29 protein-coding genes and 1 pseudogene are annotated in these 23,448 nt (G+C 39.1%); 21 read left to right on the plus strand and 9 right to left on the minus strand.

Translation table 11 applies throughout. The annotated features are described in order from the left end of the window. The coding region (locus C4E06_RS28740; RefSeq protein ID WP_232826231.1) for a hypothetical protein at positions 1 to 219 on the plus strand (219 nt) is incomplete at its 5' end. 221 nt (positions 220 to 440) lie between these two features. Here the strand turns inward: C4E06_RS28740 and C4E06_RS11600 are convergent. The 4 genes from C4E06_RS11600 to C4E06_RS11620 form a co-directional block, all read right to left on the minus strand. Beyond that, entirely contained in the window at positions 441 to 845 is a 405-nt protein-coding gene (locus C4E06_RS11600) for a hypothetical protein (RefSeq protein WP_107668209.1), read from the minus strand. Positions 846 to 848: 3 nt separating this feature from the next. Continuing rightward, on the minus strand, positions 849 to 1,295 hold the full coding sequence (locus tag C4E06_RS11605) for a hypothetical protein (protein ID WP_107668210.1): 447 nt from the start codon (positions 1,293 to 1,295) through the stop codon (positions 849 to 851). Between the two features lie 87 nt (positions 1,296 to 1,382). After that, on the minus strand, positions 1,383 to 1,619 hold the full coding sequence (locus C4E06_RS11610) for a hypothetical protein (RefSeq protein ID WP_107668211.1): 237 nt from the start codon (positions 1,617 to 1,619) through the stop codon (positions 1,383 to 1,385). A gap of 646 nt (positions 1,620 to 2,265) precedes the next feature. Further along, the gene (locus C4E06_RS11620) at positions 2,266 to 2,511 is read right to left on the minus strand and encodes a helix-turn-helix transcriptional regulator (protein ID WP_107668213.1); all 246 of its coding nucleotides are present in this window, start codon (positions 2,509 to 2,511) and stop codon (positions 2,266 to 2,268) included. Positions 2,512 to 2,783: 272 nt separating this feature from the next. Between C4E06_RS11620 and C4E06_RS11625 the strand changes: the two genes are divergently transcribed. From C4E06_RS11625 to C4E06_RS11650, 6 genes are all read left to right on the plus strand, one after another. Then, positions 2,784 to 3,806, plus strand: coding sequence for a hypothetical protein (locus C4E06_RS11625; protein ID WP_198648567.1), 1,023 nt, complete (start codon positions 2,784 to 2,786; stop codon positions 3,804 to 3,806). Further along, on the plus strand, positions 3,772 to 4,368 hold the full coding sequence (locus C4E06_RS11630; RefSeq protein ID WP_107668214.1) for a hypothetical protein: 597 nt from the start codon (positions 3,772 to 3,774) through the stop codon (positions 4,366 to 4,368). The genes C4E06_RS11625 and C4E06_RS11630 overlap by 35 nt, the downstream gene beginning before the upstream one ends. An 86-nt stretch (positions 4,369 to 4,454) precedes the next feature. Continuing rightward, positions 4,455 to 4,700: a hypothetical protein gene (locus C4E06_RS11635; RefSeq protein WP_107668215.1), complete on the plus strand. Its 246-nt coding sequence runs from the start codon at positions 4,455 to 4,457 to the stop codon at positions 4,698 to 4,700. Between the two features lie 19 nt (positions 4,701 to 4,719). Next, positions 4,720 to 4,971, plus strand: a complete 252-nt coding sequence (locus C4E06_RS11640; RefSeq protein ID WP_107668216.1) for a hypothetical protein — start codon at positions 4,720 to 4,722, stop codon at positions 4,969 to 4,971. 448 nt (positions 4,972 to 5,419) lie between these two features. Beyond that, positions 5,420 to 6,508 carry a hypothetical protein gene (locus C4E06_RS11645; protein WP_107668217.1) on the plus strand — a complete coding sequence of 363 codons (1,089 nt, stop codon included), beginning with the start codon at positions 5,420 to 5,422 and terminating at the stop codon, positions 6,506 to 6,508. Positions 6,509 to 6,615: 107 nt separating this feature from the next. Continuing rightward, positions 6,616 to 7,752 carry a Ycf66 family protein gene (locus C4E06_RS11650; RefSeq protein WP_198648569.1) on the plus strand — a complete coding sequence of 379 codons (1,137 nt, stop codon included), beginning with the start codon at positions 6,616 to 6,618 and terminating at the stop codon, positions 7,750 to 7,752. Between the two features lie 189 nt (positions 7,753 to 7,941). Here C4E06_RS11650 and tatA read toward each other — a convergent pair whose 3' ends face one another. Further along, entirely contained in the window at positions 7,942 to 8,103 is a 162-nt protein-coding gene (tatA, locus tag C4E06_RS11655) for a twin-arginine translocase TatA/TatE family subunit (protein WP_107668218.1), read from the minus strand. A gap of 100 nt (positions 8,104 to 8,203) precedes the next feature. Here tatA and C4E06_RS11660 point away from each other — a divergent pair, with 100 nt between their 5' ends. Together C4E06_RS11660 and C4E06_RS11665 are read left to right on the plus strand one after the other, a co-directional pair. Continuing rightward, positions 8,204 to 8,944, plus strand: coding sequence for a phycocyanobilin:ferredoxin oxidoreductase (locus tag C4E06_RS11660; RefSeq protein ID WP_107668219.1), 741 nt, complete (start codon positions 8,204 to 8,206; stop codon positions 8,942 to 8,944). A 135-nt stretch (positions 8,945 to 9,079) separates the two neighbouring features. Then, positions 9,080 to 9,670 (plus strand): PAP/fibrillin family protein, encoded by a 591-nt coding sequence (locus tag C4E06_RS11665; RefSeq protein ID WP_107668220.1) that lies wholly within the window; start codon positions 9,080 to 9,082, stop codon positions 9,668 to 9,670. Between the two features lie 15 nt (positions 9,671 to 9,685). On the opposite strand, the gene C4E06_RS11670 is transcribed toward C4E06_RS11665, so the two are convergent. After that, positions 9,686 to 10,840: a transporter substrate-binding domain-containing protein gene (locus C4E06_RS11670; protein ID WP_107668221.1), complete on the minus strand. Its 1,155-nt coding sequence runs from the start codon at positions 10,838 to 10,840 to the stop codon at positions 9,686 to 9,688. Between the two features lie 57 nt (positions 10,841 to 10,897). Further along, positions 10,898 to 11,947, minus strand: a complete 1,050-nt coding sequence (locus C4E06_RS11675; RefSeq protein ID WP_107668222.1) for a Rieske 2Fe-2S domain-containing protein — start codon at positions 11,945 to 11,947, stop codon at positions 10,898 to 10,900. 293 nt (positions 11,948 to 12,240) lie between these two features. Here C4E06_RS11675 and psbZ point away from each other — a divergent pair, with 293 nt between their 5' ends. From psbZ to C4E06_RS11710, 7 genes are all read left to right on the plus strand, one after another. Next, on the plus strand, positions 12,241 to 12,429 hold the full coding sequence (gene psbZ, locus C4E06_RS11680; protein WP_107668223.1) for a photosystem II reaction center protein PsbZ: 189 nt from the start codon (positions 12,241 to 12,243) through the stop codon (positions 12,427 to 12,429). A gap of 82 nt (positions 12,430 to 12,511) precedes the next feature. Next, positions 12,512 to 13,063: a 6,7-dimethyl-8-ribityllumazine synthase gene (gene ribH / locus C4E06_RS11685; RefSeq protein WP_107668224.1), complete on the plus strand. Its 552-nt coding sequence runs from the start codon at positions 12,512 to 12,514 to the stop codon at positions 13,061 to 13,063. A 36-nt stretch (positions 13,064 to 13,099) separates the two neighbouring features. After that, on the plus strand, positions 13,100 to 13,600 hold the full coding sequence (locus tag C4E06_RS11690) for a phosphoribosyltransferase (RefSeq protein WP_107668225.1): 501 nt from the start codon (positions 13,100 to 13,102) through the stop codon (positions 13,598 to 13,600). 230 nt (positions 13,601 to 13,830) lie between these two features. Then, positions 13,831 to 14,166 (plus strand): metal-sensing transcriptional repressor, encoded by a 336-nt coding sequence (locus tag C4E06_RS11695; RefSeq protein ID WP_370051337.1) that lies wholly within the window; start codon positions 13,831 to 13,833, stop codon positions 14,164 to 14,166. Between the two features lie 40 nt (positions 14,167 to 14,206). Further along, positions 14,207 to 14,644, plus strand: a complete 438-nt coding sequence (locus tag C4E06_RS11700; protein WP_107668227.1) for a DUF29 domain-containing protein — start codon at positions 14,207 to 14,209, stop codon at positions 14,642 to 14,644. Positions 14,645 to 14,646: 2 nt separating this feature from the next. Next, positions 14,647 to 15,492, plus strand: a complete 846-nt coding sequence (locus tag C4E06_RS11705) for a uroporphyrinogen-III synthase (protein WP_107668228.1) — start codon at positions 14,647 to 14,649, stop codon at positions 15,490 to 15,492. Positions 15,493 to 15,611: 119 nt separating this feature from the next. Continuing rightward, positions 15,612 to 16,058: an Hsp20/alpha crystallin family protein gene (locus C4E06_RS11710; protein ID WP_107668229.1), complete on the plus strand. Its 447-nt coding sequence runs from the start codon at positions 15,612 to 15,614 to the stop codon at positions 16,056 to 16,058. Positions 16,059 to 16,235: 177 nt separating this feature from the next. Here the strand turns inward: C4E06_RS11710 and C4E06_RS11715 are convergent, their stop codons facing one another. Beyond that, entirely contained in the window at positions 16,236 to 17,657 is a 1,422-nt protein-coding gene (locus C4E06_RS11715) for an NAD(P)/FAD-dependent oxidoreductase (RefSeq protein WP_107668230.1), read from the minus strand. Positions 17,658 to 17,843: 186 nt separating this feature from the next. Here C4E06_RS11715 and C4E06_RS11720 point away from each other — a divergent pair, with 186 nt between their 5' ends. The 5 genes and pseudogenes from C4E06_RS11720 to C4E06_RS11740 all read left to right on the plus strand — a co-directional run bounded on the left by C4E06_RS11720 (position 17,844) and on the right by C4E06_RS11740 (position 21,955). Beyond that, positions 17,844 to 18,338, plus strand: coding sequence for a DUF2231 domain-containing protein (locus C4E06_RS11720; RefSeq protein ID WP_107668231.1), 495 nt, complete (start codon positions 17,844 to 17,846; stop codon positions 18,336 to 18,338). After that, positions 18,335 to 18,946, plus strand: coding sequence for a DUF2231 domain-containing protein (locus C4E06_RS11725; RefSeq protein WP_107668232.1), 612 nt, complete (start codon positions 18,335 to 18,337; stop codon positions 18,944 to 18,946). The genes C4E06_RS11720 and C4E06_RS11725 overlap by 4 nt, the downstream gene beginning before the upstream one ends. A gap of 3 nt (positions 18,947 to 18,949) precedes the next feature. Beyond that, positions 18,950 to 19,846 (plus strand): cytochrome c oxidase subunit II, encoded by an 897-nt coding sequence (locus C4E06_RS11730; protein WP_107668233.1) that lies wholly within the window; start codon positions 18,950 to 18,952, stop codon positions 19,844 to 19,846. 123 nt (positions 19,847 to 19,969) lie between these two features. Then, positions 19,970 to 21,353: pseudogene (locus tag C4E06_RS29540) on the plus strand (cbb3-type cytochrome c oxidase subunit I). A gap of 2 nt (positions 21,354 to 21,355) precedes the next feature. After that, positions 21,356 to 21,955: a cytochrome c oxidase subunit 3 gene (locus C4E06_RS11740; protein ID WP_107668234.1), complete on the plus strand. Its 600-nt coding sequence runs from the start codon at positions 21,356 to 21,358 to the stop codon at positions 21,953 to 21,955. A 222-nt stretch (positions 21,956 to 22,177) separates the two neighbouring features. Here the strand turns inward: C4E06_RS11740 and C4E06_RS11745 are convergent, their stop codons facing one another. Further along, positions 22,178 to 23,359, minus strand: coding sequence for an RNA-guided endonuclease TnpB family protein (locus tag C4E06_RS11745; protein WP_107668235.1), 1,182 nt, complete (start codon positions 23,357 to 23,359; stop codon positions 22,178 to 22,180). Between the last annotated feature and the right edge of the window lie 89 nt (positions 23,360 to 23,448).

Consider the following 23,448-nt stretch of genomic DNA (forward strand, 5'->3'; position numbering starts at 1 on the left):
ACTGTTAATGATCCTATTTATCTTCTATGGAGTTTTAGAAAACTGATGACGACTCAAAAACCAAACACCCCAAGCAAGTTTAAAAAAATGTCTAAAGACGACAATATAACAAGCATTGTCATAACGATTATTATCGGTCAGCTTCAAATAATATCGTTTATTATTCGCGTTTATTTAGCCATTTGTATTCTTGATATTTTTGGACTAATGCCACAATAAACTGTTTTTAACCCAACAATTTTAAAAAAGTTGGACAATTGGGAGTATAACTTAGTTGTTGATTAGTACACTATTAACCATATTACGATAACGGTTTAGTCAATTGTCCAAAAAATTTAACGGATTTAATAGGGTTACAGCCCGACGCGAAGCTTCCTGCGATCGCTTACTCGTAATACTCTTGTAGTGTACTACTTCGACTAATGGCAGTGAGAATAATCTTACCATTCTTTTATCCACTCAATTATCTTTTCAACGGGGATGTCATTCTTGATCCAAGCTTCGATCAATTGCTTACGTTTTATTGCCAACTTACTGCAAGTATTCCCCCCTTTAATATGAATATGTTTGACTCGATTATTCTTTCTATAGGAGAAGCGGTAATATTTATTTGACCTACTTGCAGTTCCCCCCGGTTGGTATTCGCTAACAGCTTTTTCTGTTACAATATTGTTGTTATCGAATACCTGATCGTTTTTTCTAGAATCCTTGCTAGGTAAGGCGTTGGGGCTGTTATCGAATAGTTCCGGGTTAGCGTCGATCTCCCAATCTTGATAACTCCTATTAACTATTCGATAACACGATTCATTTTCCCTGTTATCGAATAAATTTAACTGATCATCCATTTGCTAAATGTTCTCTAAAACGTCAATTAAGAGAAAGATTGGGGCTTCACTCGTCTGGGTAATTCCTTCTGAATCAGTCACCTTACAAACTGACCTTAAAGTAGGGTAAACCAGGAACTTAAAACTAATCACAATGGTCAAGTTCTTAATCTGTTCACTGCAAGCGAGTAAAGGCTGCTCTTGTGAGAATAAGTAAAAAAGATTTTCTCTATCATTGGCATTCTCGAAAAACGTTTTTAATAATAGGTTTTGGGGGTAATCAAAGGCATCTGGGTTAAAGTTTTGGCTGTATTGTTCCTTATCGAGTAACACCAAAGCCTCATGGCCACAATGGGGACATGACACCTGATTTTTTGTCGCCAACTCAATCGGATCGGTGGTGATTTCTAAGTAAGAGCAATTCTCGCAAAAGTAAGCTTCTAAAGTAGTGGGGGTGGGGGTGTTAGTCATATTTAAGATAGTTAAACAATGAGAATGATAAGAGTTAGGGAAAAACAGGGGAATGGTGTTAGAAAAAGGTTAGGGACAGTGAGCAGTTTAGATTAACTCATTAAGCAACATTTCTATCGGTTCGTAGTTCATAAAGAGCCATCCTTTATTAAGGTGATACCAGAGATAATAAGACTTATCTGCATCAGCTTTTAGTAGTTGTCTGTAACAAGAAAGCGCATTAAAAAAAATCAAATAACCAACTAAAAACATAAAAATGCTATCAGATAAGTCATGTAAGTAATCATGCAATTCTTGCCCGTCTGCCATTAAATACTCATTCATTTTGATTTAATCTCCTTAATTTTTCAACATTATTCTCTAAGTCAAACTCCCTAGTTTGCCTAATTTTTTTTAGAATAATACCATTTTGCATCAAAAACCAAGAGTCGTTAATCATTATAAAAAAGTCGGTTGAAGGATACAGGTCAAAAAAATAACAAAAGAACCACTCCTCAAAGCAATTAACAGAAAAGAAAAACCCGTAAATAAAAACCCTAATTGATGCAAACAAATTTGCAAAAAATCTACTTAAGGAAAGCTTTAAGCAAAAAAGAAATGTTTTAAACAAATTAACTACCTCTAACTAAAATTTCTCGGATTTTTCAATTTCTTAGCCCCGGTTGGGGGTTGGGGGATGTGGCCAGAAATGACCCGAACGGTGGTTTTTGGGGGGTGGGTTTGGGACCTATATATAAGGAGAAAATTTTTCCCTATGGGTTAGGGGTTTTTTAAAACTCACCCCCCCATTGGTCACGGGAATTCCCAAGGCTCACCCCAAGCCCTCACCGATCCGCCCCAATTGGGGACGGTCAGGAGAGACGAAAGTAAGCGATCGCCAATTTTGCAAAACATCGATATGATCAAATTTGACGGTTTAAATTGTGCAGTCCCCCCCTTGGGGGACTTAATGGGTGATCAAAGAAGATGCTTAGTCATCGGGTAATCTCGATACATCAATTCCCAATGATTGAGCAAAAGTTTTAAGAGAGCAATTAAGACAACTCGCTACGGTGACAGCACGAGCAAGAGTAGGCATTCTCTCACCAGATACCCAAGAATTAATAGTTCTTTCAGGTATTCCAGTTTTTTCAGATATTTCTCGCTGTGTTAAACCACATTCGGCGATTAGTCCTTTCAATGTTTGCTCGTCATTATGATCATTGTGTGTTTTCATTTTAGCAAAAAAACCACACTATAGTGTTGACATAAAGTAAAAACCACACTATAGTGTTGATAGTAGACAACAACGAACCAACCCCTAAAGGGCTTAGGAGTCATTAAGCCATACCTAGGATGTTGATTCAGTTTAATTGTCAGTCCTGTCCATTTCGTTAGGGAGAGTACGCTTATATTAAACATTTGCTAATCGAGAGATTCTAGACCACATTGCCTGAAAAATGATTATGTTGACAGTTTAACGGGGCATTTTAGCCCCCATTTCTTCCCATGCTTTACTATCTATTTTCGTGTAAGTATTGTCAGACCCACGCCACCATTAAAGGCCAACAGAACATCAATGAAATAATAGAAAAGGGCTTTTATCGTTGCTCTTGTTGTAACTGGGAAGAACCCTATGACAACAAGAATGTTTATGACGATGATCAGCCCGAAACCCATAAGCTTTATGGTTCTACGGCTTCTTATTGGGGTATCAAAAATGATGAGATGCCTACAATTAAAGACATGGAAGTCTTTTATGAAGACTTTGAAGAGATGGCGGATTGGCAACGATTGATCATTGAGGAGTTCGAGACATCAGAGGAGTTAACCTGGGATGATAAGAAAGGTTTTCATGATGCTTTATGTCAGCTTAAAAGCCATCAGTTTGGCTGGGTAAAGTTTGGGGTTTGGGCGTTTCAGTTCAAGGTCAAACGATTCTACAAACATCATTACCGAACCTGGTCTAAATTCTGTGAAAAAGAACTGCATCAAACCCATTGGTACATCGACAAAATCATCAAAGCGGCGAGGGTAATTAAGGATCTCATTTGTGCCGGCTTTACCGTATTACCTCAGAACGAGTATCAATGCCGCCCCCTTACCAAGTTTTGGGGGGAAGAATTGATCGATAATTGGTCAATGATTGTCGACGCTGTCGAACCTCATCTTATTACCTCAGACCTGATTAAATCTCGTTTTTGTAGTAGGGAACCGAGGGATGAGAAATGGTTTAAAGTTGACGGCAAAACCTGGGAAGAGTTCGAGTTTAAAGCCCGTTCTAGGGGCTTAGATCCTAAACAGAAATTACAAGAAATTTTAGAAGATTGGGAGGCAACCGAAGACGAAGAACCCACCGACGAATTAGACGATGATGACATTGAGGATGTGCCTATTGAAAAGTTAGAATTATGGCAAGCGGACTTACAAGCTTTAATTGAAGAAAAAGACCGCGCTGACAATTGGTTCACTAAGTTAATTTTATGGAGTTTTACAAATGACAGAGCTTCCCCGGTTTCGAGTTTATCCTAAAAAAAATTGTTACTCCGAGCCGTTAAAAGACTTATTCAATGGTTGTTTTTACTGTGATGACTATTTGCCCTTAAGTGGTGACAGTAATAACCCTTCTCACTTTGTTTTTGTCGCTACTTTCAAATATTTAGATAAGTCTGATATAGAAAAGTTTTGTAAGGCAATAAAAAGCTCTATTCTCTATCGGGATCAGGACGTTGATAAATTTATCTATTTTGTCAACTTTGATTATGTTCAGGTTGTAATTGATGAGGACGATCAATCTGTCTCCTTAAAACAATTAAAAGACTTATGGCAATTTAAAAACCATTATAAAACTGTTAGAAGTATGGAATTTGATTTTGATGGAAAATCAACCGCTTTAATTATTGATGGCTTACTAAATACTTTGAATTTTGAGCCTGAACTTCATCCGTCAGTTGAAAGGGAAGTTATGCTCTTAGCAACTAAGCTAATTCGAGAGTTTACAAAAGACAACAAAACCGTAAAACGTGCTTATATTGAGGCTTTTCCCTCTTATCTGCAAGATTGCGCCTATCATCTTTTGTTTAATATTAATTAAAAAACCCATTATCTAAAAAGCCGTTTAGGTAATGGGTTTAATACCTCACACACATTCGTAATAAACTGCACCAACAGGAGTATAACATGACAAAACGTTACTTGTCTTTAGTCTTAGTAGAAATCCCTGATGACGTTGAAGATAATCCTTATGTTCACTGGTTTAATTGTGTCTCAATCTCACAGGCAAAGCTTAGAGATGGAATGCTTGAGTTAGTTTACTGTGACGGCACAATTAAGGTCTTTAATACAGAGGAAACCGAAGAAATACTAGAAGACTGTGGGGAACTTTTAAATAAGTTTCTCTGGGAAAAAGATTTTACTAGCTCGTAACAAATTAATTACCGGAATCATGCTAAAAAACCAACTAAAAGGAACCCCTGGACCGATTTACTTAATGTATGAAGATCCTAACAATGAAGCTAATAATATAGCGATGTATTATGAAGGACTCAAAATCATTACAGGAGTAGAAATCAGTCGAAAAATATTAAGGCTTGATTTTTCTGATCAAACCAGTCACGTATTAGGGCAATATGATGCTCACAATTACCAAATTGCTCTAGAACGGTTAAACGACTTGTTAACGAATATGTACAGTTAACCTTCTGCATCCTACCCACTCTTAGAAGTGGGGGGACTGGAGGGGGTTAGCTACCCTTTCCCTACTGGGGATAATTCTGTCTTACACAATAAATAGACGATCCTGTCTTTCTTACTTAGTAGACGCTATCCCCATGATCCTTTTAACCTTTCTGTCTTCTAAAGTAATAAGCCGTTTCTGGCTTTGGGTATTAAAAGACGATAGGTTTTAAAAGGGTCAAAACTATACCCTGATACTGTTTAAAAATCATGAACAACAAGATCATAGTCGGCCTTGATGTTGGCTGTTATAAATCGGTAGCAGTACCGATGTGTTTTGATGTTCTGATGACTATCTCGAATTCCCCATTCTTAAGGCTACTGATTTTTACGATCAGGCTTATTTTTACGAGATAGAAACCACATTAGCGCACCTTGAAAAGTTAATAAGTTTAGGGGACATTTTCATCATGGAACCCACCGGCAACTACTCTAAACTATGGCTTAACACTTTGCTAGATGCTGGTAAAGAAGTTAGGTTTATTAGTAATAGGGATTTAGCGAGTTATCGTAAGCTTTGCCAGTGGGATTATAAGGATGATGCTCATGACGCGGTAGCCTTGGCTTATTGCGGGTGGCTTCACATTGATAACCCTTCTGCGTTCCTTTCTTTAAAAACCCCTGAAATTAACGCAACCTATCAGTTATTCTTAGAACATGAAAGGCTTAACCGAGAATTAAAGCCCCTTGTTAACCGCGCTCGAAATAAATTACATACGGAATTCCCAGAAGCAAAAAGTAGTAGTTCGGGAGGCAACGAACGAGTAGACGGAATCTGGTTATTTATTAGTAATAGTCCTCAACATCTCGGATGGCAAAAAGTTTGGTTAAGAAAGATTAAAAAGTCTATAGGGACTGTACAAACTCAAGGCTTTAGTCCCCAATTGGTTAAACTAAGCCAGCAGATTGTCAGGGTCAAACAGCGTCGGATTGAGATTAGACAAGCCTTTCAAGAGTTTTTAACTAACCCTAAATATCGCTTTTATAATGAAGCTTTTGACCAGTTTGACCTGGGGGTTTACGATCGCATAATCATCCTTTGTCAAGTACATCCGTTCGAGCAATTCCTTGATTCTGATGGTAAAGAACTCAGGAAAATTAAGCCCCGGAAGTTTGGACCCAGTGGCAAACCCATCACCAAGCGTGTGGGGTTAAATCGGTTTCACGCCTGTTTAGGGAAAGCCATTAAGCCCTGGGAATCAGGGAAAAAGAAGGGACACATCGTAACCGGTTCAGTCCTAGCAAGGATTCAGTTGTATTTGTGGGCGCGGCGCACCATGGCCATGACACCACCAAAGAATCCTAAGCCTAGGGTCAAGGAATTGTACAGCCGTTATCTTAACGACATTCAAGCCAAACTTACCGACGATGGAAAAATTGACCCGAATTACCCTGGCAATAATTCCCTGAAACAATGGGGTAAAGCTCGTGTCGGGGATAAATTGGTTAAGCTATTGTTTAAAGAATTGCTGATAGCTTATCGTAAATCTAAACAGTAATAACCACAGAAAAAGGGAGGCATGACGCCTCCCCAATTGGTGGTAAATAAAGCAAAAAAGTCTTAAAGTAAGTAAGAAAGAGAAACCACCAAAGGAGTAACCCACAGATGTTGGCATACATCCTAGCGATCGCTGTTGGCCTTGCAAGCTTAAGTCTTTATTTATCCGCTTTTTTCCTCCCTGAATTACACCGAAAAGATGATTTTCTTTGGAGTGGTGTCGGTTTATTTTACGCTTTGGTCCTCTGGGTATGTGCCGGAAGCGTGACAGGGGGGGTATTATTAGGGCAAAGTGCTGCAGTAACGTTAGTGATATGCTTTGGTTGGCAAACCCTGCGTTTAAGACGGGCGATCGCTCATCCTGACGAAAAAACCGATATTAGCGGATTTTCTTTGGTCAGTTGGGTACAAAACCGCTTCAAGAAAAAATCACCCTCTCCGGTTCCTTCAGTGAGTGAAACCCCAGAAGAAGAAAAACTGACTCCTCAACCAGAAAACGAGGTGACTCCTGAACCTGAGACAGAAACGACTCTAGAACAAACCCCCGTTATCTCTCAGCTAGAAACATCAGAAGAAAGTGACGTTACTCCTGAACCGGAAATCGAAACCACCACCGAACAAACCCCCGTTATCTCTCAGGTAGAACCCCCAGAAGCAACAGAGGTGACCCCTGAACCGGAAACCGAAACCACCACCGAACCAACATCAGAAGAAACCGACGATAGTGTTGAACCGGAAACCGAAACCATCGAACTAGAAACCAATGTGACCTCAGAGGTTAACAGTGAAGAAGAAACGGAGATGACCCCTGAACCGGAAACAGAAACCACTGAAACTAAAAAACAAGGATTTTCCTTTAAGTCCTTATTTGGGTTAGGTAAGTCGAAATCTCAACCCACCACACAACCCCCCGAAAAAATCAGCACTGACCCTGATCTCGAAGACAGCAACTGGGATGATGATGAGGAGGAAGAAGACAGTTCAGATATCGAACCCTTCACTCCTAGTCTGGTAGAAGAAACCGAAGTAATTAAGTCTGAATCAGGGATAGAAACAACCGAGGTGACTGAAGAAGACTTAATAGACAAAGAAACCAGCGAAATAAGCGAAAATCTTCAAGAGTACGTTGCTGAATTTGAACCTTATCTAGCAGATGATGAAGCAGAAACCCTCGTCGAAGACTATAAACCCAAAACCGAAACCGCTCCATCTCAAACCACTGAAAAAGAAGAAGAAGAAGAATAACCTCTAACAATTGAGGATTCTACCTCAGAAGTGAGTGAAGCGAGTGATCAAACAACGGACAAAAATGACGAGGAAAAATCAAATCAATCGTCAACTTAGGGAGAGAATCTGCGATCGCTAATCTCCAAAGTCCTGCCAGTGAGCCGATTCTAACCCTTCTCATTCCGTCAATTGGCTCACCCTAGGATTTTAATATTCCTCATCTTCATCCCTTGGGTTATTGACTTCTTCTTTGAAACCCCGTAACGTTTTACCCAAAGACGAGCCTAATTCTGGGATTTTTTTCGGACCAAAAATTAACAAAGCAACAACAAGAATAATAGCGACTTCGGGCCATCCTAGTCCAAACATAGATATCTCCAAAAGTTAAGTTATGTCTGCATGGTGACATGGGGGGACAGTCTCAGTATATCCTGAGAATACTGTCTTTTGTTGCATCTGTTACTGACACATGACTACTGTAAAAACCTCACCCACCACCTTATCTCTACATCCCTTAATTCATCAGTTAGCTGAGGTTATTCTCTCCCATTGGCAAGACTATTTGAATTTAAGTCCCTACGAGTTACCCGATGGTTTAGGCTATGTAGAAGGGAAATTAGAAGGGGAGAAACTGGTGATTGAAAATCGTTGTTATCAATCTCCCCAATTTCGGAAAATGCACTTAGAATTAGCTAAAGTGGGACAAGGCTTAGACATTCTTCACTGTGTCATGTTTCCTAACCCAGACTATGCTTTACCCATGTTTGGCTGTGATATTGTGGCTGGTAAGGGGGGTGTCAGTGCCGCGATCGCAGATTTATCCCCGGCCAACCCTGAGTTAACCCTATCTGATCACTATCATCAAGCCTTATCTCAACTCGAAACCCCGAATTTTTCTGATCAACGAGAGTTACCCGAATGGGGAGATATTTTTTCAGACTATTGTTTATTTATTCGTCCCCATAGTGAAGCAGAAGAAAAGCAATTTCTCAAGCGAGTTAGCGACTTTTTAAAAGTCCATTGTCAACAAGCAAACCAGTCTCAACCTGTTTCAACGCAACAACGAGAATTTAATCTACAAGGCCAAGAATATTATTGTCGTAAGCAACAACAGAACGATAAAACTCGTCGTGTCTTAGAGAAAGCCTTTGGGGAAGCCTGGGCTAATAAATATATGACTCAGGTCCTATTTGATATCCCTAACCATTAACTTATGATAGTAAGTAGTTACCAGTTACCGGTTACCAGTTATCAGTTGAATTCTATGAATTCGTAATGAATTGTTGGCTGCTGGCTGTTAACTGCTAACTGTTTATTGTTCATTGATGCAAGGAACTCGTTAAGAATGAATGAAAAGGCAAAATTATTAGAAACCATCGCAGGAAAAAATAGAGGGTTATTAGCCTCAGAAATGGATCGGGTTAGGGTATTATCAGCCATTGAACAACTAGAAGATCATAATCCCAATCCTAACCCTATCAAAACCCCTGAATTATTAGAGGGAAATTGGCGTTTACTCTATACAACCAGTAAAGGAATTTTAGGATTAGACCGTTTTCCTGTGCTTCAATTGGGTCAAATTTATCAATGTATTCGCACAGAAGAAGCTAAACTTTATAATATTGCAGAAATTGTCGGCGTTCCTTTTTTAGAAGGAATTGTGAGTGTATCAGCTAGATTTGAAGCCACATCAGATAAAAGAGTACAAGTTAAATTTGAACGGTATATTGCAGGATTGCAACGGTTGTTAGGCTATCAATCACCTAATAAATTAATCAAAGACATTGAAACAGGAAAAAAGTTTTTTCCGTTAGATTTTGGTCTAGAAAGTCGAGAACAACAAGGATGGTTAGAAATTACCTATTTAGATGATGATTTACGGATAGGAAGAGGCAACGAAGGCAGTGTTTTTGTCCTATCTAAAGAAAAAAAGTAAGATAATTTTTTATTATTAATTAGCCTTAGGCAAATAACGTTTAAGCATTGCTTGCCAATCCGGTTCACTGAGTTCTTGTAAAAGTTGCTGATTTAAAGCTTCTTGTAAGGGTGAGTTGTCGGGAAGGGCAAAGGTGTAATGACTGGCTTGAATGCCTGTGTCTTCAATCCAAATCAGCCGGTTAAACTCATTTTTGTTCAGTGTCTGTAAAGTGGTGGTGTCATCAACAAACGCCTCGATTTCCCCTTCATCAACAGCTTTGAGTCCTGCTGCTGGGGTCGAAAAAGGCTGAAACTGAATTTGTTCTAGATTTAAATACCTGGCTGCTGTGGAGTTGGGGATACTGCCAATCTGCATTGTTTTTAACTGCTGCACTTGAATCGGCTGAATTCCCTGATCAAGCAGTAAAATTGAGGTAATGGAAGCGGTCAAACTGGCTGTCAGTCCCATGGCAACCAGCATCCACAACATGGCTAAAATACGCCCCCCAATGGTCTGAGGTGCTTTATCGCCATAGCCAATGGTGGTCATCGTTACACCAGCCCACCAAAAGCCATCCCAAATGCCTTTTATTGGGGACTGATGATACATATCGTCATTAGAGTTGTGTTCAAAAAGCCAGCACAGCAGACCCACAACAAATAAAATGATACTCACCCAGAGACAAATTTGCAGAAACTGGGGTGAAAAAACGGCTTTGAGAACTTCCCAAAGTCGCTGCTTTCGTGGGGTAGCGATCCCTAACGTGGTGGCAAAATAGCTTTGAGTGAAGTCAACTGCTTGTTCTCTTGGGGCAGTGGCTGTCATCAGGGCAACATCGAGATCCCCTGATTGAAGCTGGGCGATCGCTTGGTCATATTCGACTTCGCGCCATTGATAGTCCAAATTCAGTTCATAAGCCATCTCTCGCCACAGTTGAACCCCAATGCCGTCCCAGTCGGCATTTCCCTGAGTATTAGTGGATTTAATCACAAAAGGAGGCACTGGACTCAACCCGACGATTAGGGTTTTTTCCTGGGAGATCAAGGCATTAGCGGTGTCATTTTTCGAGGGTTGGGCGACGGTGAATGAACTGGTTAGGATGAGCAGCAGACAGGTTAGGAATGCACTGAGTGAATAAAACCATCTCCTCATGGTGCGAACTAGGACTCGCCGTCTTTCTGCTTTCATCGCGATTACAAAAATTTATTTTTTCCATTCATTATAACGGTACTGTTGGGGGATGTTTCAACTTCTCCAGCGTAAGATTCTCGGTTCGACAGGATTTTTGAAAGGTCGATTTTCGGCTTGAGCTTTTTGATATTCTTGTTTCAAACGAAAATACCATTTAGCTTGGGTATCAGCATCATCAATTAACATTAAAGGGGGATCATAGGCTAACCCTTCTTGTTGTTGAATGACCACATCCCGATCTTGTGCCAAGAATTTACGGGTTAAAAGACTTAATAACGGTTTAAACAGTCCCATCCAGGGAATGGTCCAATAAATACTCTGAAACGCAATACATTGGGTTTCATCAATGGGAGTAATGGTGGTTAATAAACAAGCAGAATAGCGATCGCCTCTGAGTATTTCTGTTCTCACACTGGGTAACTCAAAAACAATCTCAATGGAGACTTTATTCCCCAAAATTTTATAGGGCCGCGCACTTACCGGCATCTCATAGGGAACAAGACGAAACCCCAACGGAACCGGTTCATACTGCTTTTCTTTGACTCGAAACCGACGGGGACCACTACGCCACCACCAGGAACTATGAACATAGGGTCCGTGGGCCGGGTCCATCAGGCCGATAATAGCATGGTCGATATGACAGGTAAAGTGGATGGTTTCAGAGATCCCAGGAGACAGTTTACCAAAGTCTGGAATGGTAGGAACTGGGGGAATAGTGGTCGGATCAAGTTCTTTTTTGCTATCTTCAGCAAAATAAACCCAAATATTCCCTTGTACTTCGCGACAGGGATAGGTGGGAACCCGAATACGACTAATATCTAAGTCATCATGTTCAGTTAAAGAAGGAATTTCTCGACAACGGCCATCATCGCTGCTAAATTTCCAACCATGATAACAGCAACAAACCTCTTTTCCTTCCATCCATCCGTATTGTAGGGGAATGCCTCGATGGGGACAAATATCGCGCATGGCAAATACCTCCCCGTCTTCGTGTCGTCCCACTAAGACCGGTTCTCCCAGCATTTTTTTATGCACCATTTTACCTGGTTTTAAGTCTTTCCCAGGTAAGGCAACATACCAACAGTTACGCAATAGGGTGGTCATGGTGCAGTCTCCCTCCTTTCAAGCTAGTTGACGCAATGCCCGATATTTTGTGCCACTCAACAGAGTCAGATTGCATTTTATCCTAACATTTTCAGAGTTTAACTATCACTAGCCAAGATTTTTCTCTATGGATACCCCTCGAACCAAAGTCGGACAGACCAAGATGTCTTATTGCCAAAAGGTCGACTTCGACAGATAATAAAGCTAATTTTGAGCCAAAAATCTGATAGTTGACTCTCAGTGTTCACTATCAATTCATCTTTTTTTAGGAGAACTTCAGGAAAAATCACATTATGTCTATTATCTTTCAACTTGTCTTAACTGCGCTCGTTTTCTTTTCTTTTGTCATGGTCGTTGCCGTTCCCGTTGCTTATGCGTCTCCCCAAAACTGGGATCAGTCTAAGCCTTTATTGTACATTGGGTCTGCTATTTGGGTGGCCTTAGTGTTGCTAGTGGCTGTCTTAAACTTTTTAGTAGTTTAATCATTATCCTGCAACATCATGCCCCATCTTTAGCTATGCTTAAAGGTGGGGATTTTTTTGTAGAACATTTAAAGCTAAGATTATGACCATTTTTGAGGGAACTTTTACCCAAGACCCATCCGCTTTACGTTTTGCCATTGTTATCGGTCGTTTTAATGATTTAGTGACGGATAAACTCTTAGCCGGTTGTCAAGACTGTTTAAAGCGTCATGGTATTGATGTTAACCCCCACGGAACCCAAGTGGACTATGTGTGGGTTCCTGGCAGTTTTGAAGTTCCCCTCGTTGCCCGTCAATTAGCCTTATCGGGAAACTACGATGCTATCATCTGTTTAGGGGCAATTATTCGGGGCCATACCCCCCACTTTGACTATGTGGCAGCAGAAGCCGCCAAAGGCATCGCAGCGGCCGGTTTTCAAACAGGAACCCCGGTGGTGTTCGGTATTTTAACCACCGATACCATGCAACAGGCTTTAGAAAGGGCGGGGATTAAGAGTAATTTGGGCTGGAATTATGCCTTAAATGCCTTAGAAATGGCCAGTTTAATGGGTCAATTACGGGGTCAAGTTCCGCCGAACAATTCTCAAGCTTCTTTACCGGTGTCTTCAATGAAAAACCCCATGATCTCAGAATAACTGAAGTTTAATTGATGACTTCAACATAAATGTTGTATGACAGATTTATATGTTTCTTGGGAAACCTATCACCACCATATTGAAACCTTAGCGGTGAAAATTTATCAATCTCAGTGGGAGTTTGACCAAGTTGTTTGTATTGCCAAAGGTGGCTTAAGGGTGGGAGATATTCTCAGTCGTCTTTATAATATTCCTTTAGCCATTGTGGCGGCTGCTTCTTATGGGGGAGAAGATAACCGTTCCCGTGAAGAACTCACCATTGGCCAACATTTAGCCATGACCAATGAAACCTTAGGATCTCGTATTTTATTAGTGGATGATTTGGTAGACTCTGGGGTAAGCTTACAAGCCGTATCTCAATGGTTACATGATTATTCTTCCCATCTTCAAGAACTGCGTACTGCCGTCATTTGGTACAAAAGTTGTTCTCAGTTTCAACCGGATTATTATGTAGAATATTTATCGGATAATCCTTGGATTCATCAACCCTTTGAACGCTACGAAACGATAAATCTAAAAGACTTATCTTTACAATAAGTTTGAGGTGGTGGCTTAAAATTTAGGTGATGTCTTAAATAATAACTGCCAAGCCAAATCCTGAAAAATATGTCATACTAATTGATTAGATACAAGTTAAGGTTAATCATAAAAAAAGACTGATGTTTTTGTCATCCTTCTTAATATAGTGTGGTTGATTTACCTACTACTACTGATCAAACTCATCTACAGTAAAATTATTGTCAAAAATTACAGTGAAAAGTAAAACATTGACCCAAGCTAAAACACAACCAACCCATAGCCATAGTCACGGTAATGGAACCGCCCATAAGCACGTTCATAGTGAGGCTTCTTTAAAGCAAATTATCAACCGTCTGTCCCGTATTGAGGGACATATTAGAGGCGTAAAAACAATGGTGTCAGAAAGTCGTCCTTGTCCTGAAGTTTTGATTCAATTAGCTGCAGTTAGAGGAGCCATTGATCGGGTATCTCGTCTTATTTTAGACGAACATTTGAATGAATGTGTCGCCCGTGCTGCTCAAGAAGGTAATATAGAAGAGGAATTAGAAGAATTAAAAGCAGCGTTAGATCGATTTTTACCCTAACTAATAACTAACCATAATTAGTAATTTTTGATAGTTAATTATGACTAAAATAGATTACGAAAAAGACTATTATAATTGGTTATTAGAAACAGCCTATTTATTAGAGGAAGGAAGATTCTCGGAACTAGATATTCCTAATTTAATTGATGAAATTGAATCAATGGGCAAAAGCCAAAAAAGAGCCATTGAATCTTATTTAAAGGTCTTACTTCTACATTTACTTAAATGGCAATATCAACCGAGTCATCGTTCTGGTAGTTGGAAAGCTTCTATTCGTAATAGTCGTTGGGGGATTCATAAAAGAATAAAAGAAAGTCCTAGTTTAAAAAATTATCCGAAAGAAGTGATTGAAGAATGTTATAAAATTGCTAGAGAAAATGCTGCTGATGAAACAGGTTTACCATTAGAAACTTTTCCAGAAACACTACAAGTGACCATAGAAAATATCTTAGATCAGGATTTTTTACCCAATGGTTAGCAATGAATGATAATTTATTAGCCAGTGCAACTCTTCCTCTTTATAACAAAAGAATTCTGATAACAGCCCCTCGTAATTATACCTCCCGTTTTGCTAGTGAAATTATTAATTATGGGGGACTTCCTGTTATTATGCCTACCATTGAAACTTGTTATTTATCCACTTATGAAAAGTTAGATAACTGTTTAAAAAATATTACTCAATTTAATTATATTGCCTTTACCAGTCGCAACGGAATTAATGCCGTTATTAGTCGTTTAGAAAGTTTAAATATTCCCTTATCTTGTTTCGATAAGTGTCAATTAATTGCCATTGGAAAAGATGCCGAAAGATTAGAAGAAATAGGGTTAAATGTTGCTATCATTCCAAAAGAAGCCAGTCCCCAAGGTATTGTATCAGAACTCGCTAAAATTTCTAACATTAATCAACAAAGTATTTTAGTTCCTATTCCTCAAGTTATCGGTATTTCCGAACCCGATATTATTCCTAATTTCATCAGAGCATTAGAAAAATTAGGTATAAAAATAACCCCTATTTATGCTTATCAAACCCGATGTTTAGAGCCTTCTTTATATAAGATTGAAATTGAGCTAATTAAACAGGGAAAAATTGATGTGATTGCTTTTAGTAGTACCGCAGAAATAGAAAGTTTTTTGCAGTTAGTCAACAATACTCAACTCCTTACAAAATGTTTGATTGCTTGTTTTGGTCCTTATACAGCAGGTAACGCTAGAAAATTAGGATTAACCGTTGATATTGTTGGTAAAGACTATCATTCTTTCGCTGGATTTGTTCAAGCAATGGCCGATTATTTAACCGCTTCTAGTAGTACGGAAATCTACGCCTAAAGAGTGTTTAAAACCGAAATAGGATAAAGAAAATATAAGCTACTATAGACAGTGGAGGGAGACAAAACCAGTCAAACTCCAGGACATAAGAGAAAATCATAAATCGGAGGTTAATATATATGGCACTTGTACGTTGGGAACCTTTCAGAGAAATTGACTCTCTACAAAAAGAAATGAATCGTTTATTTGATAGTTTCTATCCCAGTGGTTTAGGTAACGGTGACTTTGATAAATTATCCTTCGTTCCTGCAGCAGAAATGAACGAAACCGAAGAAGCGATCGACGTTAAACTAGAAATTCCGGGGTTAGAAGCCAAAGATTTAGACATTCAAGTTCAAGCGGACTCTGTTAGCATTAAAGGAGAACGGAAATCAGAAGAAAAAACCGAAGAAAACGGAACAACTCGCACTGAATTTCGTTACGGTACATTCCATCGAGTCATTCCTTTACCTAGCCGGGTACAAAATAACAATGTAACGGCAGAGTATAAAGATGGTATCCTTCATCTAAATCTGCCTAAAGCAGAAGAAGAACGCAACAAAGTCGTAAAAGTTAATATTGGATAAACACAGTGGGGTCAACAAAAGTTGACCCCTAATTTTTTAGCTAGACTTATATCTTGCACCTTCGATAATGCCCCTACCCCCCCTGCCCCCCTTTTAAAGGGGGGTGTGGGGGGTGTGGGGGGTGTGGGGGGTTGGCAATAGTGTTTTATTATAAAATCTTTGTCTTTCTAATTCTTGTCACCCTGCCAAAGAAACAGGCTGTTCAACGGGTTTTTGTTGGGGGGAAGGTTCATGATCACGCCATATAACGATTCCAACAGCAATTAAAGCGATCGCAGCCAATAAACCCCCTACCCAAATAATAATGGGATGCTTTTTAGAAGTATTGGTTTTAGTTTGGGGTACATAGTGGTTATGAAGCATTTCATCGGTTAACCAATTAGTTGTTGCTTTAAAATTATGAACGGGTGTGGGTAAGAGTTCTAAATAGGTAGCATTACGAATGACATCCCCTGCTTTTCCTGTGACTTGAATTTTGTTGAATAAATCAGCCACCCCGTTATTAATGCCTAATTTCATCAAGGTTCCACGCATATTGGGATCGGCAGATTGCAACTCTTTTCCTTGACTTAACGCCATTAAATTATCCGCAATATCAGCCCCTTGTTGATAAGCAATTTGAGCAACAGGAGGAAACGGGTTTTTTTCCACGACAGCACAATCACCGGCTGCAAAGACTTCCGGAAATTCCGGCAGTTGTAACGTGGGGGTGACAAAGGGTAAACCATGTTTATCTTTATGATCACCGAGAGAGTCTCCCAAGGATTCAATTAAGGGATTAGTGGCTGTTCCGGCTGTCCAAATGGTGGTTTGAGTGGATAATTGTTCAACGTCTGGGTGATCTTTTTGTTGATAGTTGAGGTTGTTGATATCGACGGTTGTCACTTTCACCCCTAAACGTAAATCGACAGGAACGCTACGACTTTTTAAGGCATCTAGGGCAGTTTCTCTGAGATGGGCGTTCACATCCCCCGATAAAATTTCCCTTCCGTGATTAATGAGAACGATTTTTATATCCTGAATATTACCCCCTAATTTGCTGTACCAACTGGGTAATAAATCAGCTAATGTAGCGGCTATTTCCACCCCGGCTGGACCGGCCCCTACCACTGCGATAGTGAGTAAGCGATCGCGTTCTTGAGAATTTTCGCTTTGACAAGCTTTTTGTAAACAGTCCCTGAGATGACGTTCTAAGTTAATGGCATCTTTTTGAGTGCGAAAGGGAAACGCATTTTCTTTAGCCCCTTCGGTGCCAAAATAGCCTTGAATGTTACCCACTCCTAAAACTAAATAGCGGTAATGATAATTTAATCCCGAAGCTAAGGTTATTTTCTGTTGTTGTAATTCTATGGCGGTGACTGTGTCTTGTACAAAGGTGACATTACTTCCTTCTAGAAGTTCTTTGTAGGATGGGAAAACTTGTTCATCTTGCATCTCCCCTGTGAGATATTCATATAACAAGGGTTTAAAGACAAAACGTTCTTGAGGATCGATTAAGATGATCGGATGAGGATAATGTCGATGACTTAAATGTAAAGCCGTAAATAGTCCGACAAAGCCTCCGCCGACAATAATAGTGGGAGTTGTAGAATTATTCATTGTTTCGATCCTCTTAACAAATCTATGGTTTATTTGATGAAAAGATTATTAATTTTTTAAGAAAGCTTTTATCTTGATGTTTGCAATGTAAACCATACTTATGTCAAGTTTATGACAAATTTTTGTCAATGAGATGAAACTTGATCCCATTGCTACAATAAAACTTGTTGGTTGACCCTATAAGCAATGTTGCTTTTGTTATTGAATAGTCGTAATTTACCTTATCCTGATCCCCTTCATCCGATTATTGTTCACTTTGTCATCGCGATGGTTTTTTTCTCTGTTTTTTGCGATATTGCGGGTCATGTTACGGGGAATTTTAACCTATTTGAGGTAAGCTTTTGGAATTTGTTGGTTGCGTCAGTTTCTAGTTTTCTAGCCATCATTTTTGGTCAATTTGAAGCAGGGTTAGCCCAACCCTATGAAGTGGTTAAACCTGTTTTAAATTTACATACGGTTATCGGTTGGTCATTGGCTGGTTTGATTGTTATGATCACGGCATGGCGGTTTGTCATTCGCATTCGCCGCGTAAAAAAAATTCCGACGGCTTACTTGGGCGTTGCCACAGTGTTAGTGATGTTAGTGGGTTTTCAAGTCTATCTGGGGACTCGTCTGGTGTGGGTTTATGGCCTACACATTGAACCGGTGGTACAGGCAGCCAAAGAGGGTATTTTGCAGTGAATGAAGGGTTAATTAAACAATTAGGTTTAGATTTGGGTGCAAATGGTTTACCTTATCAGTTTCCTTGGCATCCTATCTTAGTTCACTTTACTTTAGGGTTATTTATTATTGCTATTCTGTTTGATTGGGCAGGAACGTTGTTTTATTTGACTAAACCTATCCTAAAATTTCTGGGGTTGCGAGCAAGACGGGCAAGTTTTTATGATTTAGGTTGGTATAACTTAGTAGCAGCCACTTTTATCACCTTTTTCACTGTAACTGCCGGCTTTTTTGAAATAATGTTAGCTCAACCTTCTTTAAATAAACAAAGTAGTTGGGGTTTAGGGGCAGGTTCAACCATGATTTTACATGGCGTGGGTGGGGTTTTATTGTTAAGTGCGATCGCAATTTTAACGGTGTGGCGAGGTTATCAACGGTATCGTTGGCGCAAAACAAAAATTCGACAGGTGCAATGGAGTTATCTGGGCATCGGTTTTTTAATGTTAATTATCCTATTTGTTCACGGAACATTAGGGGCGCAAATGGGAGACGAGTTTGCCATTCATAACACAGCAGCCGGTTTATTACAAAAAGGACAAAACCCTAATCAGGTTCTCCGAGGATTATAACGAATGACTCAACTGTTAGAAAAAATTGCCTTATTTATTAGTGTTGCCGTTGCTATTATTATTAGTTTTGGGGTAGGACAACAAGCTTATCATTGGATGCCCACAGCAGCCACAGCAGAAGCAAAGCACGTTGATAATTTATTCAGCTTTTTGGTGTCTTTAGGAACGTTTGTTTTTTTAGGGGTAGTTGGGATGATTGTTTTTTCTATTATTACCTGTCGGGCTGCAGAGAATGACTACACCGAAGGACACCCCTCTAGAGGCAATGCTAAACTAGAATTTATCTGGACAGCTACCCCCACTCTTTTAGTCCTATGGATTGGTTGGCAAAGCTTGAATATTTATCAAGAGTTAGATATTGAGGGACTAAATACAATTATCGATTTGAAGGGTTCTAATGGTTTAGAAAACCCTACAACATTAGTTGCTCAAACTAACCCTAATCCTGTCGAAGAAATTGAAGTCATTGCTAAACAATGGGAGTGGACATTTCATTATCCTCAGTCTAATCTAACCACTTCTGAATTGCATTTACCCCAAAATCAACCAGTGCGATTAATATTAGAATCAGAAGATGTAATTCATGGTTTCTATGTTCCAGAATTTCGCTTTAAACAGGATATTATTCCTAATCATCCCCTCGATTTTACCTTTACACCGCAAAAACAAGGCAAATATAAGTTACATGATTCTCAATTTAGTGGGACTTATTTTGCCCTAATGGAAGCAGATGTTTATATCGATCCTCCTGATGTTTATCACCAGTGGTTACAGTCAGATCAACATAATATTTTAACCTCTAATTTAGCTGCCAATGAACACGCCCATCAACCTAAACAATTAATTAAAAGTCATTGGCCAACCGTAGAACCTGCAACGTCTTTCGTAGCTCAACAATAATTTGACAAGGCAAGTTTATGTCTTCTTAATAGTGGGTTACGGTGGAAACTAAAGAATACATAAAAAATCAAGAAGATTATCATTTAATCCACCCTACAAAATTTTTAACGAAGCATCAAAATCATGTCACATTCGACAACCAATAACCTTAAAAACTCTCAAGTTAAAACAGAAGTATGGAAACGTTATTTTACTTTTAATACCGATCATAAAGTAATTGGCATTCAATATCTAGTCACAACCTTTATTTTTTTCCTCATTGCTGGCATTATGTCCATGATGATACGTGGTGAATTAATTACCCCTGCCTCGGATTTAGTGGATCGTTCTCTATATAATGGCTTATTTACCCTCCATGGGACAGTGATGATCTTTTTATGGATTATTCCTTCATTAGTAGGATTAGCTAATTATCTCATTCCTCTGATGATCGGGGCGAAAGATATGGCGTTTCCTAAACTGAATGCGATCGCTTTTTGGTTAATTCCAGTGGGAGGAACTTTATTATTATCTAGCTTTTTATTACCCAGTGGTACAGCCCAAGCTGGTTGGTGGTCTTATCCCCCCGTTAGTATCCAAAATCCGACGGGTTATCCCATTAATGGGGAAACCATTTGGTTATTAAGCATTATTTTCTTGGGTGTCTATTTTTTCAGAGGTGATACCAGCTTTTACTCGTAATCCTTTGTTTGGTTATAAATCGGTTGCTGTTGCTTCTTTTGGTATTTCTATCGTCAGTGTCTCCGTTTGGGTTTACCATATGTTTGCCAGTGGTACTCCTAGTTGGATGCGTATTTTCTTTATGTTTTCGACTATGTTAGTGGCTATTCCTACAGGGGTTAAGGTCTTTTCTTGGACAGCAACGGTATGGAAAAGCAAACTACATTTAGATACCCCGATGTTGTTTGCTCTCGGTGGGGTGGTAATGTTTATTTTGGGTGGCATTACTGGGGTGATGTTAGGGGCGATCGCTTTTGATCTTCACGTCAATAATACTTATTTTGTGGTGGGACATTTTCACTATATTGTCTACAACACCATTACCATGGCTTTATTTGCAGGAATTTATTTCTGGTTTCCGAAAATAACAGGGCGAATGTATCATGAAGGTTGGGGTAAACTTCATTTTTGGTTGACATTTTTAGGGGCAAATTTAACTTTTTTTCCCATGTTACCGTTGGGGATAGAAGGGATGATCCGTCGCGTTTCTTCTTATGATCCCCAATATGCAAACTGGAATATTTTAGCTAGTTTAGGGGCATTTTTGTTAGGAATGGCGACGTTACCTTTTATCGCGAATATGGTTGCTTCTTGTTTTGTTGGTATGAAAGCACCCAATAATCCTTGGCACGCTACCGGTTTGGAATGGTCAATTTCTTCACCCCCGCCCCCAGAAAATTTTGAAACGATTCCAACTGTTAATCTTGCACCTTATAGTTATGGTTTACCTCAATATTCTACAGTGGATACAACGGATGAAGAAGCCATTAAACAACATGGTAATTAATTATGGCAAGTTTTATTGATGAAATCTTGGGGACACCATTAAAAGATAGTAGGGAACGAAAAAAAGGTAACGTTTTATTCGGGGTTACTGTCTTTTTGCTGTCGGAAAGTATTATTTTTGTCAGTTTTTTCTTAACTTATATTATTCTCCGTTTGTCTACTTATCCCTGGTTGCCTCCTGGAGTTTCAGGACCAGAATTATCGTTAGCAGTATGGATTAATACGATTATTTTATTATCTAGTAGTCTTATTATTTATTTAGCTGAACAGGCTTTAAAAAAGAAAAAATTAATAGAGTTTCGCTTACTTTGGTTAACTACTTCAGTGATGGGAACCTATTTTTTAGTTGGGACATTTAAAGAGTGGCAAGGCTTAGATTTTGGCTTATCCACTGGGTTAGTGGGGTCAACCTTTTATTTATTGACTGGTTTTCATGGGTTGCACGTTTTGGCTGGAATTTTTTTACAGATGTTAATGCTAGTTCGTTCTTTTATTCCTGGTAATTATAATCGAGGTCATTATGGTGTGACTTCGGTATCTTTATTTTGGCATTTTGTAGACGGAATTTGGGTCATTTTATTCTCTCTTCTTTATCTTTGGTAAGGAACTGGATAATCTATTTAACTCATATCTTGCACCCGCACAATAAAACTCAATGGGTTAAAAAAGTTAATCAATTTGGAGGGACTAAGAACTCACGGGGTAAGAACAAGGTTAAAGTTTAGACGGGGTCTAGGGTGCAGGGTATAGGATGTAGGCAAATATTATGACGCTGCTTCATGAAACCTAGACAAACCTGGACAGGCTTGTTGTTCAATTCCTGCTTCAACCAAGGGAGACGGCTCCTTCTTGTCCACAGGCGTTCACCGATAAGCCATCGGCATTCTTGATCCAACCTTCGATATTTTTTGAGGCGTTGAGATCCCTGTCCATAACTTGGCCACAATTTTGACAATAATAAACTCTTTCAAATAAGGGCATATCTTGTATATTTCCGCAGACTGAACAAGTTTTTGAACTGGGGAACCACCTATCTACTATGGTTAACAAAAAGCCAAAACATTCTTGTTTATAACTCAACAATTCTCGAAAACGATACAATCCTAAATTAGATAAGGCATTGGATAATTTGTGGTTAGCCATCATCCCTTTTATGTTTAAATCTTCTATGAGAATATGTTGATAAGTTTTGGCCAATAATGTGGTGGTTTTTTGCAGAAAATCTTCTCGAATGTTGGTTATTCTTTTATGCTTTTTTCTTAGTTTCTGGTAATATTTAACCGCATTTTTAGATGCAGAGATTCCAGAACGACGGTTGCTGTGTACCTTATTTCTGTTTCTCCATTGTATCTTTCCTAGCTTGGTTTTCGCTTTTTTGATGGAAGATGGAGCCTCCAAGGTGTTTCCGTCACTAAGAGTGGCAAAAGTTTTTATTCCTAAGTCAATTCCTACTTTTTTATGGCAGTGTTTCATCTCAGGTCTTTTACAAGCTGAAACGGCAAAACTTATATACCATTTCCCTGCAGACCTCGATATAGTAAAGGTTTGAGAAACACAGTTATAAGGGATAGCCTCTTTTAATCTGAATGTTCCCAAAGTAGGAATTTTTATCTTTTTTCCCTCCTTGACTAATACCTTACCGTTAGAACTATCTACTGTAAAACTACAGTGATCTTTCTTCTTTTTAAAACGAGGTAAGTCTGCTTTTATTTTAGGCTCTCTCCAACGGGAAAATGCTTTTTTCAAGTCCCTAAAAGCATTCTGATAAATGCGAGATGAATATTTATTTGTCCATAAATATTCTGTTTGCTTTTTAGTAATGTTTGTAAAGACTTTCTTGATAGCATCTAACCGTTTTGAGTCACTGCCAGAAATTTCGGGAATATCCCAGGTGGATTTGAGTAAAGATAAGCCATGATTGTATACAAAGCGAGAAAAGCCAGCACAGCCAGCAAAAAAGCTCTTTTCTTTGTTATTCAGCTTTAATTCTCTCTTAATTGCGTACATGATTAGCTCTTTTGTAATGTTTTGACACTAACTCCTGCTAAATCGGCAAATTCACTTGGTCTATAGTGCATCCTAGACATTCTGTATAG

Source organism: Cyanothece sp. BG0011 (assembly GCF_003013815.1).
GTDB lineage: Bacteria > Cyanobacteriota > Cyanobacteriia > Cyanobacteriales > Microcystaceae > Crocosphaera.

Bases quoted from the DNA above. Each gene is read 5' to 3' on its own strand.
- C4E06_RS11645 (WP_107668217.1), top strand. From the start codon at position 5,420: ATGGAACCCACCGGCAACTACTCTAAACTATGGCTTAACACTTTGCTA.
- C4E06_RS11715 (WP_107668230.1), bottom strand. From the start codon at position 17,657: ATGAATAATTCTACAACTCCCACTATTATTGTCGGCGGAGGCTTTGTC.
- C4E06_RS11730 (WP_107668233.1), top strand. From the start codon at position 18,950: ATGACTCAACTGTTAGAAAAAATTGCCTTATTTATTAGTGTTGCCGTT.
- C4E06_RS11665 (WP_107668220.1), top strand. From the start codon at position 9,080: ATGAATGAAAAGGCAAAATTATTAGAAACCATCGCAGGAAAAAATAGA.
- C4E06_RS11745 (WP_107668235.1), bottom strand. From the start codon at position 23,359: ATGTACGCAATTAAGAGAGAATTAAAGCTGAATAACAAAGAAAAGAGC.
- C4E06_RS11690 (WP_107668225.1), top strand. From the start codon at position 13,100: ATGACAGATTTATATGTTTCTTGGGAAACCTATCACCACCATATTGAA.
- C4E06_RS11740 (WP_107668234.1), top strand. From the start codon at position 21,356: ATGGCAAGTTTTATTGATGAAATCTTGGGGACACCATTAAAAGATAGT.
- C4E06_RS11605 (WP_107668210.1), bottom strand. From the start codon at position 1,295: ATGACTAACACCCCCACCCCCACTACTTTAGAAGCTTACTTTTGCGAG.
- C4E06_RS11710 (WP_107668229.1), top strand. From the start codon at position 15,612: ATGGCACTTGTACGTTGGGAACCTTTCAGAGAAATTGACTCTCTACAA.
- C4E06_RS11720 (WP_107668231.1), top strand. From the start codon at position 17,844: ATGTTGCTTTTGTTATTGAATAGTCGTAATTTACCTTATCCTGATCCC.
- C4E06_RS11650 (WP_198648569.1), top strand. From the start codon at position 6,616: ATGTTGGCATACATCCTAGCGATCGCTGTTGGCCTTGCAAGCTTAAGT.
- tatA (WP_107668218.1), bottom strand. From the start codon at position 8,103: ATGTTTGGACTAGGATGGCCCGAAGTCGCTATTATTCTTGTTGTTGCT.
- C4E06_RS11640 (WP_107668216.1), top strand. From the start codon at position 4,720: ATGCTAAAAAACCAACTAAAAGGAACCCCTGGACCGATTTACTTAATG.
- C4E06_RS11620 (WP_107668213.1), bottom strand. From the start codon at position 2,511: ATGAAAACACACAATGATCATAATGACGAGCAAACATTGAAAGGACTA.
- C4E06_RS11670 (WP_107668221.1), bottom strand. From the start codon at position 10,840: ATGAAAGCAGAAAGACGGCGAGTCCTAGTTCGCACCATGAGGAGATGG.
- C4E06_RS11610 (WP_107668211.1), bottom strand. From the start codon at position 1,619: ATGAATGAGTATTTAATGGCAGACGGGCAAGAATTGCATGATTACTTA.
- C4E06_RS11700 (WP_107668227.1), top strand. From the start codon at position 14,207: ATGACTAAAATAGATTACGAAAAAGACTATTATAATTGGTTATTAGAA.
- C4E06_RS11635 (WP_107668215.1), top strand. From the start codon at position 4,455: ATGACAAAACGTTACTTGTCTTTAGTCTTAGTAGAAATCCCTGATGAC.
- C4E06_RS11705 (WP_107668228.1), top strand. From the start codon at position 14,647: ATGAATGATAATTTATTAGCCAGTGCAACTCTTCCTCTTTATAACAAA.
- C4E06_RS11630 (WP_107668214.1), top strand. From the start codon at position 3,772: ATGACAGAGCTTCCCCGGTTTCGAGTTTATCCTAAAAAAAATTGTTAC.
- C4E06_RS11675 (WP_107668222.1), bottom strand. From the start codon at position 11,947: ATGACCACCCTATTGCGTAACTGTTGGTATGTTGCCTTACCTGGGAAA.
- psbZ (WP_107668223.1), top strand. From the start codon at position 12,241: ATGTCTATTATCTTTCAACTTGTCTTAACTGCGCTCGTTTTCTTTTCT.
- C4E06_RS11625 (WP_198648567.1), top strand. From the start codon at position 2,784: ATGCTTTACTATCTATTTTCGTGTAAGTATTGTCAGACCCACGCCACC.
- ribH (WP_107668224.1), top strand. From the start codon at position 12,512: ATGACCATTTTTGAGGGAACTTTTACCCAAGACCCATCCGCTTTACGT.
- C4E06_RS11660 (WP_107668219.1), top strand. From the start codon at position 8,204: ATGACTACTGTAAAAACCTCACCCACCACCTTATCTCTACATCCCTTA.
- C4E06_RS11600 (WP_107668209.1), bottom strand. From the start codon at position 845: ATGGATGATCAGTTAAATTTATTCGATAACAGGGAAAATGAATCGTGT.